At 72.1% G+C, this 13,960-nt stretch carries 12 protein-coding genes; 7 read left to right on the forward strand and 5 right to left on the reverse strand.

Going from position 1 to position 13,960, the window contains the following annotated elements; translation table 11 throughout:
• The first annotated feature begins 82 nt into the window (after nucleotides 1–82).
• Nucleotides 83–817, forward strand: a complete 735-nt coding sequence (locus KUM40_RS11450) for a methyltransferase domain-containing protein (RefSeq protein ID WP_217165685.1) — start codon at nucleotides 83–85, stop codon at nucleotides 815–817.
• Here KUM40_RS11450 and KUM40_RS11455 read toward each other — a convergent pair.
• The gene (locus KUM40_RS11455; protein ID WP_217165686.1) at nucleotides 806–2,005 is read right to left on the reverse strand and encodes a bifunctional adenosylcobinamide kinase/adenosylcobinamide-phosphate guanylyltransferase; all 1,200 of its coding nucleotides are present in this window, start codon (nucleotides 2,003–2,005) and stop codon (nucleotides 806–808) included. The two genes, KUM40_RS11450 and KUM40_RS11455, sit on opposite strands and share 12 nt — an antisense overlap.
• 200 nt (nucleotides 2,006–2,205) lie before the next feature.
• Between KUM40_RS11455 and KUM40_RS11460 the strand changes: the two genes are divergently transcribed.
• Nucleotides 2,206–2,454: a hypothetical protein gene (locus KUM40_RS11460; RefSeq protein ID WP_217165687.1), complete on the forward strand. Its 249-nt coding sequence runs from the start codon at nucleotides 2,206–2,208 to the stop codon at nucleotides 2,452–2,454.
• A gap of 28 nt (nucleotides 2,455–2,482) precedes the next feature.
• Here the strand turns inward: KUM40_RS11460 and KUM40_RS11465 are convergent, their stop codons facing one another.
• The 3 genes from KUM40_RS11465 to KUM40_RS11475 form a co-directional block, all read right to left on the reverse strand.
• Entirely contained in the window at nucleotides 2,483–3,577 is a 1,095-nt protein-coding gene (locus tag KUM40_RS11465; protein WP_217165688.1) for a S1C family serine protease, read from the reverse strand.
• Between the two features lie 154 nt (nucleotides 3,578–3,731).
• Nucleotides 3,732–4,433 carry a bifunctional 2-polyprenyl-6-hydroxyphenol methylase/3-demethylubiquinol 3-O-methyltransferase UbiG gene (locus KUM40_RS11470; RefSeq protein WP_217165766.1) on the reverse strand — a complete coding sequence of 234 codons (702 nt, stop codon included), beginning with the start codon at nucleotides 4,431–4,433 and terminating at the stop codon, nucleotides 3,732–3,734.
• A gap of 83 nt (nucleotides 4,434–4,516) precedes the next feature.
• Nucleotides 4,517–5,155, reverse strand: coding sequence for a DUF3043 domain-containing protein (locus tag KUM40_RS11475; RefSeq protein WP_217165767.1), 639 nt, complete (start codon nucleotides 5,153–5,155; stop codon nucleotides 4,517–4,519).
• Between the two features lie 271 nt (nucleotides 5,156–5,426).
• On the opposite strand from KUM40_RS11475, the gene KUM40_RS11480 reads away from it, so the two are divergent.
• From KUM40_RS11480 to KUM40_RS11500, 5 genes are all read left to right on the forward strand, one after another.
• Nucleotides 5,427–6,224, forward strand: coding sequence for a PspA/IM30 family protein (locus KUM40_RS11480; protein ID WP_302180843.1), 798 nt, complete (start codon nucleotides 5,427–5,429; stop codon nucleotides 6,222–6,224).
• Nucleotides 6,225–6,245: 21 nt separating this feature from the next.
• Complete coding sequence (locus tag KUM40_RS11485) at nucleotides 6,246–6,530, forward strand: hypothetical protein (protein ID WP_217165689.1); 285 nt, start codon at nucleotides 6,246–6,248, stop codon at nucleotides 6,528–6,530.
• Between the two features lie 170 nt (nucleotides 6,531–6,700).
• Nucleotides 6,701–7,939, forward strand: coding sequence for a histidine kinase (locus tag KUM40_RS11490; RefSeq protein ID WP_217165690.1), 1,239 nt, complete (start codon nucleotides 6,701–6,703; stop codon nucleotides 7,937–7,939).
• Complete coding sequence (locus KUM40_RS11495) at nucleotides 7,936–8,619, forward strand: response regulator transcription factor (RefSeq protein WP_217165691.1); 684 nt, start codon at nucleotides 7,936–7,938, stop codon at nucleotides 8,617–8,619. Before KUM40_RS11490 ends, KUM40_RS11495 begins: the two co-directional genes overlap by 4 nt.
• 156 nt (nucleotides 8,620–8,775) lie before the next feature.
• Entirely contained in the window at nucleotides 8,776–11,901 is a 3,126-nt protein-coding gene (locus KUM40_RS11500) for an efflux RND transporter permease subunit (protein WP_217165692.1), read from the forward strand.
• Between the two features lie 215 nt (nucleotides 11,902–12,116).
• On the opposite strand, the gene KUM40_RS11505 is transcribed toward KUM40_RS11500, so the two are convergent.
• The gene (locus tag KUM40_RS11505; protein ID WP_254394942.1) at nucleotides 12,117–13,607 is read right to left on the reverse strand and encodes an ATP-binding protein; all 1,491 of its coding nucleotides are present in this window, start codon (nucleotides 13,605–13,607) and stop codon (nucleotides 12,117–12,119) included.
• Nucleotides 13,608–13,960: the final 353 nt, after the last annotated feature.

The following is a 13,960-nucleotide window of genomic DNA, read 5'->3' on the forward strand; positions in this document are numbered from 1 at the left end:
CCTACGTAACGTTTTGCCTGAATTGTCGTACGTCTCGCTCGTACGTCCCTCGTACGTCCTCGTCTCGCGTCGGGAGCCGCCCATGTCCGCACCCTCCGCACCCTCCGCCCCCTCGGTGCCTCCCGTCCCCCCGTACGGGCCGTACCGCGAGGACTGCCCCTGGTGCGGCTCCCGGCGGCTGCGGCTGCGTACCCGCCTGCGCGGTGACGGGCCGCGGCAGGGCGCACCCCACCGGTCCGCCCTCGAACGGTGTGCGGACTGCCGTCACGTCTTCCGGAACCCGCCGCTCACCCCCGGCCCCGAACACCCCGTGGTCCGCGCCGGAGTCCGGCTGAGACACGCACTGGCCGCCCGCGCGATGCTCCACCGCTGTCCCGGGCCCGAGAGCTGGCTGGACGTCGGCACCGGCGACGCCGACTTCCCGCACACCGCCCGTACGCACTTCCCGTACACCTCGTTCGACGGCCTGGACCCCACCCACCGCGTGCTGCGCGCTCGCGCGGTCGAGCGCGTCGAGGAGGCGTACGTCGGCCGGCTGACGGACCCGCACATCGCCGCCCGGCTACGGGCCCGCTACGACGTCGTCAGCCTCTTCCAGCACCTGGAACGCGTTGTGGACCCCCGGGCCGAGCTGTGTGCCGCGCTGCGGGTGCTGCGGCCCGGCGGCCATCTGCTCGTCGACGTGGCCGACCCGCGCCGCCTGCTGCCCACGCACCCCGTGGGACTGGGCGCCGAACTGGTGGCCCAGGGCTGCACCGTCCTCACCGGCGCCCGCGGCCACCGCGTCATCGCCCGCAAGGACGCGTCAGCCCCGTAGCACCAGCGCCTGACCCGCCACCACCAGCAGCACCTGCTCGCACTCGCCCGCGAACGCCGCGTTCAGGCGGCCCAGTTCGTCGCGGTAGCGGCGGCCGGACGCGGTGGCCGGGACGATGCCCGAGCCGACCTCGTTCGACACCGCCACGACCGTGCGCCGGGTGGCGCGGACCGCCTCCGTCAGCTCCCGCACCCGGCCCCTGAGCGCCCGTTCCCCGCCGTCGGCCCACTCCGCGTCGTCCCACGCGCCGACCGCGTCCATCGCGTCCGTCAGCCACAGCGACAGGCAGTCGACGAGCAGCGCCGGGCCGTCGTCCTTGAGTAGCGGCACCAGGTCGCACGTCTCCGAGGTACGCCACGACCCCGGGCGCCGCTCCCGGTGCGCGCAGACCCGCGCCGCCCACTCGGTGTCCCCGCTCCGGGAGCCGCCGGTGGCCACGTAGAGCACGTCCGGGAAGGACTCCAGGCGGCGCTCGGCCTCCACCGACTTCCCCGACCGGGCACCGCCCAGGACGAGGGTGCGCCGCGGCACGTCGGGTACGTCCTCGTAGGCGCCCACCGTCAGCGTCGTGCCGTCCGGCACCGCCCGGGCCCCGGCCGCCGCGAGCCGCCGCGCCAGTTCCGGGCCCGGCGGCGCGTCGTGGTCCAGGTGGACGGCGACGACGTCCGTCGTCGGCCCTGCCGCGCCCACCGCCCGCAGCTTCGCCAGCCCGTCCGGCCGCCCCACGACGTCCGCGAGGACCAGGTCGTAGGGCTCCGCGGGCTCCTCGAGACCGGCCGGGGCGCCGCCCGGCGGCACGTACAGCAGTCGCCGGCCGTCCGGTCCCGTCACGGCGTACCCGGTGCCCGGCGCGTCCAGCGCCACCGCCCGCACCCGGTGCCCGGTCAGCAGCGCCAGCTCCCGCCCGTCCGGCACCCGGCCCGGCTGCGGCAGCCCGGCCGGCACCTCCACGGCGGGGCCGTCGTGCGGGTGGGAGAGCAGCACCTGCCGTACGCCGGTCAGGGAGCGCCCGGCCCGGGCCGCGGCGAACGCGGCGCCGGGCGTCAGGTCGAGCAGCAGCGCCCCGTCCACCAGCAGCGCGGTCGCCGCGCGCGCCTGCTCGCCCTGCGCCGCGGCACAGGCCGCGCAGGGACAGTCGGGGCGGGGGAGTCCCGCGGGGGCACCGGTGCCGAGCAGAGTCACGTCCACGCACCCGATTTTCGCCGGTCGCCCGGCGACACGCGCGCCCGAGTCCCCCACGGTGTGCGGACGGCCCCGTTACCGCACCCCCCGCACCCCCGGCCGACCCGGCCTTCTACGGCGCACCCGGCTCAGCGCATAGGCTGCGGTCGGAGGCCGGACCAGGATCCGGCTTCCGCTCTGCAGGTGCTCACAGCTTGGAGGCGTACATGGCGGCATGGACGTGGCGGTTCGAGACGGCCGACGGGACGGAGGTCCGGCCCGCGGTGCAGCCCGAGGAGTTCACCACGCAAGGGGACGCCGAGTCCTGGGTCGGGGAGTACTGGAAGGACCTCAAGGAGGGCGGCACCGACCAGGTGCGGCTCTTCGAGGACTCCACCGAGATCTACGGTCCGATGAGCCTGCACGCCGAGGACACCGGGACCGAGGCCGAAGCCGAGGCGGAGGCCGAGGCCTGAGAGGCGGGCGGGGGCGGCTGCGCCCCCGTCACCGCTCGCCCAGCGTCACCTCGGCGGTGTGCTCGTCGCCGCCCCGGGTGTACGTCACCTTCGTCCGGTCGCCCGGACGCATCGGCGCCAGCGCCTCGGCCAGTGAGGTGATGGTGGTGATGTCCGTGCCGCCCAGCTTCACGACGACGTCCCCGGGCCGCAGCCCCGCGTCGTCTGCGGGCCCGCCGTCACTCACCTCGACGACGGCCGCGCCGGCGGGCCGGTAGTCGTCGTCGACGACCGTACGGGCGGTGATGCCCAGCGCCGCCCGGCCCGAGTCGGTGACCCGGCCGTCCTCGACGATCTGGTCGGCCACCGTCGTCACCATCGACGCCGGGATCGCGAACCCGATGCCGGGCGCCGCACTGTCGCCGAGGCCCGGGTCGGTCGCCGCCAGCGTCGGGATGCCGATGACCTGCCCGTCGAGGTTCACCAGGGCGCCGCCGCTGTTGCCGGGGTTGATGGCCGCGGACGTCTGCACCATGTTGCCGATGGTCGCGCCCGTACCGCCTCCCTCGCTGCCCTCGGTGACGGTCCGTCCGGTCGCCGACACGATGCCCTGCGTCACGCTGGAGGACAGGCCGAGCGGCGAGCCCATCGCCAGCACGATCTGCCCGACCTCGACCTTCGCCGAGTCCCCGAAACGGGCCGCCTTCATCCCGTCGGGCACCTTGTCCAGCTTGATGACGGCCAGGTCCTGCTCCGGATAGGAGGAGACGAGCTTCGCGGCCAGGGCGCCCTCGTTCCGGGCGGTCGTCACCCGGAAGGACTTTCTGTCCCCGACGACGTGCGCGTTGGTGACGACGTGCCCCTTGTCGTCGTACACGACCCCGGACCCCAGCGAGTCGCCCGCCTGGATCTGCACGACCGACGGCAGGACGTCCTTGATCACCCGCTCGTAGTCCGCCTGCAGGTCGTTGGCCGCGTGCGGCGCCACCGCCTGAGCGGCGTCACCCTCCCGCGCGCTCCCCGAGCCCCGGTCGGTTCCGGAACCGGCGCCGGAGCAGCCGGTCACGAGCAGCAGCAGGAAGCAGCAGGCCGGCCCGGCCACCAGGCCGAGCATCCGGGTCGCACGGATACGGGAATGGTCCATGCCCCGAGTCTCGCCGCGCACCGCAACCCCGGCCCCCGGAGCACCCCCGAACGGGCACTGGAACCGGGCGTGCCTCAGGGTGGCCCCGGCCGGGCAGGCCCAGAGCGGCCCCAGCCGGGCAGGCCCCAGGGGGTCCCTGGCCCGGGGCCCGCTTCTAGCCCCGCACCCCGCACAGATGCAGCAGCGCCGCGATCGCGCGGTACGGGTCCGTCCGGCCCGCGCGCTCCTCGGCGGCCAGCAGGGTCTCGAGGTCGTCCGGGGCGGGGGCGCCGTCGGGTGCCGTGTCCGTGAAGACGCGTACGCCGTACCAGGTGTGCAGCGGGGCGCCGATGCTCGCGAGCTTCGCCGTCAGCGTCGCGAGGCGGTCCGCCCGGACGTCGAGACCGAGGCGGTTGCGGTACGTGGTGGTGTCGAAGGCGGCCAGTGCGCCGGCCCAGTCGCCGTACAGGCCGGGGCGGACGGCGAGCGCGTCGCCGTTGCGCACCAGCAGCGAGAGCAGTCCGCCCGGTGCGAGCATCCGGGCCAGTCCCGCGAGCAGCGGATCGGGCTCCTCCACGTACATGAGCACGCCGTGGCACAGCACCACGTCGAAGCTGCCCGGAAGGAAGTGCACGCCGGTGTCCCGGCCGTCGCCCTCGACGATCCGCATCCGCTCGCGGATGCCCTCGGGCTGGCCGGCCAGGGCGTGGCGCGCCGCGGCGATCATCGTGGCGTCCCGCTCCACGCCGGTGACCTGGTGTCCGGCCCGTGCCAGCCGCAGTGCCTGCGTGCCCTGGCCCATGCCGACGTCGAGCACCCGCAGCCGCTTGCCCACGGGGAAGCGCCCGGCTATCTGCTCGTCCAGTTGCCGGGCCACCATCTGCTGCCGTACGACATCCCGCAGACCGCCCAGCTTGTCCAGCCAGGTCTCGGCCGCGCCCCCGGCGAAAGGCGTCGTGCTCAGGGCCGCTCCCCGCGCTTGACCTGCGGCTTGGGCAGCCGGAGCCGACGCATCTGGAGCGAACGCATCAGCCCGTAGGCGACCGCGCCGCGCCTGCGCTCGTCGGGGAAGCGCTCGGCGAGGCGCTTCTTCAGCCGGAAGCCGTTGACGACCGAGTCCAGCACGATCAGCACGATCACGACCAGCCACAGCAGCAGCGCGATGTTCTGCAGCGAGGCCACCCGGACCATGCTCAGTACGAGGATGACCACGGCCATCGGCAGGAAGTACTCCGCGATGTTGAACCGCGAGTCGATGAAATCGCGCGCGAACTTGCGGACCGGACCCTTGTCACGGGCCGGCAGGTACCGCTCGTCGCCTTTCGCCAGCGCCTCGCGCTGCCGCGCCATCGCGGTCCGGCGCTCCTCGCGCTGGCGCTTGGCGGCGCCCTTGCGCGTTACGGGCGTATTGGCGACGCTGCGGCGCTGGGACTGGGCCGCACTGCGCTTGGGCGTCGGCCTTCCCTTGGGGGCCTGCGGGTCACGGGGCTGCTTGGAGTCGGTCCCAGGCACGCTGACGGCGCTCTGGGCCTTCTCATCCTTGGCACGGCTACGGAACACAAAACCCAAGGGTACGGGGTGCTGGGGTGTGGACCCCAGCCCGGTGGGGAACGATCCGGCAACGCCGGACGTCTGTAAGTGGACAGAGGGGATGTTGCGTACAGCCCCGGACACCGGGACTTTTCGGACAACCTCGGGGAGCACCTACTCCCTGCGCCGGACCGGGAACGTACGCAGTCGTCCTTGGGGATGAGCGCATCCGTCCCCGAACAGTGCGGTAATGGATGCAGGGCCCGTACTGTGGGTTCTGTTGCAGTCGCTGGAGCTGGAGTCGGTCAGAAGGGGGCGCGCGAAGCCCATGAGCGGTGTCATGAAGCGTATGGGGATGATCTTCCGCGCGAAGGCCAATAAGGCCCTTGACCGGGCCGAGGACCCGCGCGAGACCCTCGATTACTCGTATCAGAAACAGTTGGAGCTGTTGCAGAAGGTGCGCCGCGGCGTCGCCGACGTGGCGACCAGCCGCAAGCGCCTTGAGCTGCAGCTCAATCAGCTCCAGTCCCAGTCGGGCAAGCTGGAGGACCAGGGCCGCAAGGCGCTGGCGCTGGGCCGCGAGGACCTGGCCCGCGAGGCGCTGTCCCGGCGCGCCGCGCTCCAGCAGCAGGTCACCGACCTGGAGACGCAGCACGCCACGCTCCAGGGCGAGGAGGAGAAGCTCACCCTTGCGGCCCAACGGCTGCAGGCCAAGGTGGACGCCTTCCGCACGAAGAAGGAGACCATCAAGGCCACCTACACGGCGGCCCAGGCCCAGACCCGCATCGGCGAGGCCTTCTCCGGCATCTCCGAGGAGATGGGCGACGTCGGCCTGGCCATTCAGCGCGCCGAGGACAAGACCGCCCAGCTCCAGGCCCGGGCCGGTGCCATCGACGAGCTGCTCGCCTCCGGCGCCCTCGACGACCAGTCCGGCATGCACAAGGACGACATCCAGGCCGAGCTGGACCAGCTCTCCGGTGGTACGGATGTAGAGCTGGAACTGCAGCGCATGAAGGCCGAGCTGTCCGGAGGCAGCACCTCCGACCGCCAGGCCATCGAGGGCGGCCAGGATCAGGGCAAGGGCCAGACGCCGTCCCAGCAGCAGCCGCAGGACACCCCGCGCTTCGACAAGCAGTAGCCCACGGCTAGGAGGGCCGACATGATCGTACGGATCATGGGGGAGGGACAGCTGACGCTGGCCGACGGCCGGCTCACGGAGCTGAACAAGCTGGACGACGAACTCCTGGCCGAGATGGAGAACGGCGACGGCCCCGGCTTCCGCGCGACCCTCCAGGCCCTCCTGGCCAAGGTCCGCGAACTGGGCGAGCCCCTCCCGGACGACACCCTGGAGCCCTCCGACCTCATCCTCCCCTCCCCGGACGCCACCCTGGAGGAGGTCCAGGAGCTACTGAGCGACGACGGCCTGATCCCGGGCGGTGCGTGAGTCTCGCCAGCCTGTTCCCCGGACGGCGAGTGAATCTTTCAGCCCGTCCGGCGTTTGAGGACGAGGCCGTCCAGGCCGAAGCGGGGGTCTGGGGGCGCAGCCCCCAGCCAACGCCCACTGAATGCGGGCCCAGTCATAAGACACGCCCACTCCAGCTACCGTAAACAGCCGTGAGCACCCTCGCCCGCGCCCGCTGCACCCTCGGCGCCCACCCCTCCGCGCTGGACACCGCCCTCGCCGCGGTCGTCCTCGTGTGCATGCTCGCCGGATCCCTCGTGGACCCGCACGGCCCCGAGGGCGTCAACTGGGACCTGCGCACCCCCGACGTGCTCAGCCTGGCCCTCATGACCGTCGGCGCCGCCGCGCTCGCCTTCCGCCGCCGCGCCCCACTGGTGGTCCTGGGGGTCACCGGCTGCGTCTCCGTCGTCGAGAGCGTCACCGGCGACCCCCGCGCCCCCGTGGTGATGTCCGCCGTCATCGCGCTCTTCACCGTCGCCGCCTCCACCGACCGCCCCACCACCTGGCGGGTCGGCCTGCTCACCATGACCCTGCTCACCGGCGCCGCCATGCTGGCCGGCTCCCTGCCCTGGTACGCGCAGGAGAACCTCGCCGTCTTCGCCTGGACCGGCATCGGTGCCACCGCCGGGGACGCCGTCCGCAGCCGCCGCGCCTTCGTGCAGGCCATCCGCGACCGTGCCGAGAAGGCCGAGCGCACCCGGGAGGAGGAGGCGCGCCGCCGGGTCGCCGAGGAGCGGCTGCGCATCGCCCGGGACCTGCACGACGTGGTCGCCCACCACATCGCCCTGGTCAACGTCCAGGCCGGAGTCGCCTCGCACGTCATGGACAAGCGGCCCGACCAGGCCAAGCAGGCCCTCGCCCACGTACGGGAGGCCAGCCGCTCCGCACTGGACGAGCTGCGGGCCACCGTCGGCCTGCTCCGCCAGTCCGGCGACCCGGAGGCACCGACCGAGCCCGCTCCGGGCCTCGCCCGCCTCGACGAACTCGTGGGCACCTTCCACCACGCCGGGCTGCACGTCGAGGTGGCCCGCGCCGACCAGGGCACCGCACTGCCCGCCGCCGTCGACCTGGCCGCGTACCGGATCATCCAGGAGGCGCTGACCAACGTGCGCAAGCACGCGGGACAGCGGGCGAAGGCCGAGGTCAGTGTCGTGCGGGTGGGACCGAACATCGAGGTGACCGTGCTCGACGACGGCACGGGCGAGGGCCACGCCGTCGACGCCGCCGACGTGTCCGGCGACAGTGGCGGACACGGGCTGCTCGGCATGCGCGAGCGTGTCACCGCCGTGCGCGGCACCCTCACCACCGGTCCCCGCTACGGAGGCGGTTTCCGGGTCCATGCGATCCTTCCGGTCAGAAGCCGCACCGATGCCGCGGAGGGCCCCGTATGACGATCCGTGTCCTGCTCGCCGACGACCAGGCGCTGCTGCGCAGCGCCTTCCGGGTGCTGGTCGACTCCGAGCCCGACATGGAGGTGGTGGGGGAGGCGTCCGACGGCGCGGAGGCGGCCCGGCTGGCGGCCGAGCAGCGGGCCGACGTGGTGCTGATGGACATCCGGATGCCCGGCACGGACGGTCTCGCCGCCACCCGCATGATCAGCGCCGACCCGTCCCTCGCCCATGTCCGCGTGGTCATACTGACCACCTTCGAGGTCGACGACTACGTGGTGCAGTCGCTGCGGGCCGGTGCCTCCGGCTTCCTCGGCAAGGGCTCGGAGCCCGAGGAACTGCTGAGCGCGATCCGTGTCGCGGCCGGCGGCGAGGCGCTGCTGTCCCCGACCGCCACCAAGGGCCTGATCGCCCGCTTCCTCGCCCAGCAGGGCACCGACGACGAGGAGCGCGACCCGGCCCGCGCCGAGCGTCTCGGGTCGCTGACCGTGCGCGAGCGCGAGGTGCTGGTCCAGGTGGCCGGCGGGCACTCCAACGACGAGATCGCCGAGCGCCTCGAGGTCAGCCCGCTCACCGTGAAGACGCACGTCAACCGGGCCATGGCCAAGCTGGGCGCCCGCGACCGCGCCCAGCTTGTCGTCATCGCCTACGAATCCGGGTTGGTACGTCCAAGGGTGGAGTGACCTCTACCCGCGTGTACTGCGGCGGGAGTATGCGCCGGATAAGGAAATGGACCTGGGGCCTAGGGAACAGGGGCCTCGCATGGACCAGGGTGTTGGGGTGGGCGTACCGATGTGCCCCGTCCCCTCCGCTCGGCCACAGAAGAGAGACCCTGATCCATGTCCTGGCTGTCGAGGTTCAGCCTCGCGCAACGGGCCCTGATAGGCCTGATGTCGATCGTCGCGCTCGTCTTCGGCGCGATCGCCATCCCCCAGCTCAAGCAGCAACTGCTGCCCACCATCGAACTGCCCATGGTGTCCGTGCTGGCGCCGTACCAGGGTGCCTCGCCGGACGTGGTCGAGAAGCAGGTCGTCGAACCGATCGAGGACAACCTCGAGGCCGTCGACGGGATCTCGGGCGTCACCTCCACCGCCAGTGAGGGCAACGCCGTCATCATGGCGTCCTTCGACTACGGCCCGGACACCCAGCAGCTCGTCGCCGACGTCCAGCAGGCCGTGAACCGGGCCCGCGCCCAGCTCCCGGACGACGTGGACCCGCAGGTCATCTCCGGTTCGACGGACGACATCCCGACCGTCGTCCTCGCCGTCACCTCGGACAAGGACCAGCAGGCGCTGGCCGACCAGCTCGACAAGACGGTCGTCTCCGAGCTGAAGGACATCGACGGGGTCGCGCAGGTCGCGGTCGACGGTGTCCGCGACGTCCAGGTCACCGTCACCCCCGACCGGGCGAAGCTGGCCGAGGCCGGGGTGAGCCCGCAGGTGCTCGCCCAGTCCCTCCAGGCGGGCGGCGCGACCGTCCCGGCCGGTTCCTTCGACGAGGACGGCGCCAACCGCACCGTCCAGGTCGGCGGCGGCTTCACCTCGGTCAAGCAGATCCAGGACCTCATGGTCACCGGCGAGGGCGTCGACGAGCCGGTCCGTCTCGGCGACGTCGCCACCGTCAAGGAGGAGGAGGCCAAGGCCGACTCCCTGACCCGTACCGACGGCAAGCCGTCCCTCGCCGTCGCCGTGACGATGGACCACGACGGCAGCGCGGTCGCCATCTCGGACGCCGTCGAGGACAAGCTCCCGGACCTGCGCGAGCAGCTCGGCTCCGGCGCGACCCTCACCGTCGTCAGCGACCAGGGCCCGGCGGTCTCCAAGGCCATCTCGGGTCTGACCACGGAGGGCGGCCTCGGTCTGCTCTTCGCCGTCCTGATCATCCTGGTCTTCCTGGCGTCGATCCGCTCCACGCTGGTCACCGCGGTCTCCATCCCGCTGTCGGTGGTGCTGGCGCTGATCGTCCTGTGGACGCAGGACCTGTCGCTGAACATGCTGACGCTGGGCGCCCTGACCATCGCCATCGGCCGGGTCGTCGACGACTCGATCGTGGTCCTGGAGAACATCAAGCGGCACCTCGGCTACGGCGAGGAACGCCAGGAGGCCATTCTCAAGGCCGTCCGCGAGGTCGCCGGAGCGGTCACCTCCTCCACGCTCACCACGGTCGCCGTGTTCCTGCCGATCGGTCTGGTCGGCGGCATGGTCGGCGAGCTGTTCGGCTCCTTCAGCCTCACCGTCACCGCCGCGCTCCTTGCGTCCCTGCTGGTGTCGCTGACGGTCGTCCCGGTCCTGTCGTACTGGTTCCTGCGGCCCCCGAAGGGCACCCCCGACGACGCGGCCGAGGCCCGTCGCCTCGCCGAGGAGAAGGAGGCCAAGAGCCGCCTCCAGCGCTTCTACGTCCCGGTCCTGCGCTTCGCCACCCGCCGCCGTCTGACCAGCGTGGCCATCGCGGTCGTCGTGCTCATCGGCACGTTCGGCATGGCGCCGCTGCTGAAGACCAACTTCTTCGACCAGGGCGAGCAAGAGGTCCTCAGCATCAAGCAGGAGCTGAAGCCCGGCACCAGCCTCGGCGCAACGGACGTCCAGGCCAAGAAGGTCGAGAAGCTGCTCGGCGACACCGAGGGCGTCAAGGACTACCAGGTCACCATCGGCTCGTCCGGCTTCATGGCCGCCTTCGGCGGCGGCACGGACACCAACCAGGCCTCGTACCAGATCATGCTGGAGGACTCGGCGTCCTACGACGACGTCCAGGACCACATCGAGGACGGCCTGGCGAAGCTCGGCGACGGCATCGGCACCACCACGATCGCCGCCGGTGACGGCTTCGGCAGCCAGGACCTGAGCGTCGTCGTCAAGGCGGGCGACGCGCAGGTGCTCCGCGACGCCGCCGAGAAGGTCCGCAAGACGGTCGCCGGGCTCGACGACGTCACCGACGTCACCAGCGACCTGTCGCAGAGCGTGCCGCGCATCTCCGTCAAGGCCAATGCCAAGGCCGCCGACGCCGGGTTCACCGACCAGACGCTCGGCGCGGCCGTCGCCCAGGCGGTGCGCGGCACCCCGGCGGCCAAGGCGACCCTGGACGACACCGAGCGCGACGTCGTCATCAAGTCGGCCCAGCCCGCCGAGACGATCGCCGAACTGAAGGCCCTGAACCTGGGCCCGGCCAAGCTCGGCGACATCGCCACCGTGCAACTGGTGGACGGCCCGGTCTCGATGACCCGCATCGACGGTCAGCGCGCGGCGACCATCACCGCCAAGCCAACCGGCGACAACACCGGCGCGGTCAGCACCGACCTCCAGTCGAAGATCAACGGTCTCGACCTGCCGACCGGCGCCACCGCCGAGATCGGCGGCGTCACCGCCGACCAGGACGAGGCGTTCGTCAACCTGGGCCTCGCGATGCTCGCCGCGATCGCTATCGTCTTCATGCTGCTGGTCGGCACCTTCCGGTCGCTGGCCCAGCCGCTGATCCTGCTGGTGTCCATCCCGTTCGCGGCGACCGGCGCGATCGGTCTGCTGATCGCCACGGGCACCCCGATGGGCGTCCCGGCGATGATCGGCATGCTGATGCTGATCGGCATCGTGGTCACCAACGCCATCGTGCTGATCGACCTGATCAACCAGTACCGCAAGCAGGGCTACGGCGTCGTCGAGGCGGTCGTCGAGGGTGGCCGCCACCGCCTGCGCCCCATCCTCATGACGGCCCTGGCGACGATCTTCGCCCTGCTCCCGATGGCGCTCGGCGTCACCGGCGAGGGCGGCTTCATCGCCCAGCCGCTCGCGGTGGTCGTCATCGGCGGCCTGATCACGTCGACCCTGCTGACCCTCCTCCTGGTCCCGACCCTCTACGCGATGCTGGAGCTCCGCAAGGAGCGGCGCGCGAAGAAGCGGGCCGCGAAGAAGGGCGGCGGCGACGCGCCGCCGCAGGCCACGGCCTCGGACGAGCCGGAGCCGGCGAAGGTCTGACAGCTACAGCCAGGGCGAAGGGGGTGTCCCCACCGATCGGTGGGGACACCCCCTTCGCCCTGTGCCGTCCCGGTGAGGTACTGGGACGGGCAGGTCGGGTCGTCCTCAGCGAGGGCTCAACGCGGGGACGCGCTGCCCCTGTTGAAGCGAGGGAGGCCGATCTGCTCGATTCGGCCGAGGCCGTGCTGGCCGACCCGGAGCCTGCTACCGGGCCGTCAGGAACCGTGGTAGAGCCGTTGCAGGTCGACGAGGACCACCTCGCCCCGTTTCTCGGCCGCACGCAGGTCCGGGTCGAAGCCGGCGCCGCTGTAGCAGGCGGGTCTGGCGTGGCTGGTGTCCACGCCTCGCGACTTCAGCAGGTCCAGGATGCGGCGCAGGCGCTGGAGGTGCCCGAGGTTCATGACCTTGTGCCATTTCGCCTCGCCGACGGACAGCAGGATGCCCTGGTCCTGGCCGATCGCGCCGTGCACCACGACGTCGGCCTCGATGGCGGTGCGGCTCGCGGGGTCGGCGACGGTTCCCGACGACACCTGGATCGGCATGCCGCCGAACGTCTCGGGGTCCGCGTGCCACTCGACCCACTCGCGGCACAGTCGCTCGAAATGCGGGCCCACGACCTTGCTGAGAAACGTGGGACGGCTGTGTTCCCAGACCGTGGCGGCTCCCCGGCGGCGGCTGAGAAGTGCCGTCTCGGGCCGTACGACCGCATGGTGGAAGTTGATCAGTGGCTCGGCGACGTGGTACGTGGTGCGGTTGCCGCGGAAGGCGTCCGGCTCGGCGGTCAGCAGACCGCACTTCTTCAGGACGGTCAGCGGCAGCGAGATGTCGGTGGCCTTGCGGCCCACCGCGCTCGCGATGCCTCCACTGGTGCGGTTGCCGCCCGCCACCGCGGCCAGGACCGAGTGGTACAGCGACCTGTCGCGCAGGTCCGGCTCCGCCGCGAGCAGGTACGGGGCTTCGCTGTGGATGGGCCGGGCCGGGTTGAGTACGGTCCGGCAGACCCAGGCGTCGAAGTCGTCGGCGCCGTCCGGTACGTCGTCGTCGACGAACTCACGCCGGTAGGCGGGGGTTCCGCCGAGGATCGCGTGGACGAGGACCGCCAGCCGTGCGTCCTGAATGCCCCAGAACTCGGCGGCCTCCCGGAAGCCGAGGGAGTGGACCACGAGGTCGAGACTGGCGCGGCCGTAGAGCGGGGACGCCCCGGAGAGCAGCCCGCCCATGAAGGACATCGCGCTGCCGCACAGCAGGATCCGGGGACGCTCCCGGGGGCGACGGTCGGAACGCACGCCGATGGCGGCCTGCAACTGGGACGGGAGCGCGGGGGCGTTCCGCACCAGGTAGGGGAACTCGTCGATCACCACCGGCAGTGGCCGGTCCCTCGCCAGTGCGAAGAGCAGACCCAACGCCTCGTCCCAGTCCGCGGGCCGAGGAGGGACCGCGCTGCCGGTGAAGCGCGCGACCGCCTCGCCCAGCAACCGCAGGGACTCGGACGCGGACGCCTCGACGGCGGCATAGTAGAACCCTTCGGTGGCCTCGGCCAGGGCCTGCAGCAGGAAGCTCTTCCCCTGTCGGCGGCGGCCGGACACCACACCGAGCCGGGGTCCCGTGCCTTCAGCGGTGGCGAACGCGGTCAGCTCGCTCCATTCCCACTCCCGGTCGAACATGTCCGCCGGTCTCGGCAGGCTGCGTGCTGCGGGCCGGGCCATGGAGGCCTCCCTGGATCGGATGTGCCCGTCTTAGGGGCGTACCTCTAATAGGTACACCTCTAAGAACGAGCGGAACGGGCCCGCGTCACTCCGCTCCGCCGCCGTAGACACGACGGAGGGGTGCTTCCACGAGGCTGTGGAAGCACCCCTTCACCTTCACCTTCGCCTTCACCGCAGGCGTCACTACTGGGACAACGCGGCGATGCCGCCGAACAGCACGATGGCCACGAGGATCACCACCGCGAGCAGGACCCCCATGCAGAAACCGCACCCCAGCCCCGCCCCGCGGCCGAACGAACCGTCGCCCCCGCCGGGCACCTGTCCCTGACCTGCCATGCCGGCCCCCCGTCTCC

This window comes from Streptomyces sp. AC512_CC834 (assembly GCF_019049325.1).
Classification (GTDB): domain Bacteria; phylum Actinomycetota; class Actinomycetes; order Streptomycetales; family Streptomycetaceae; genus Streptomyces.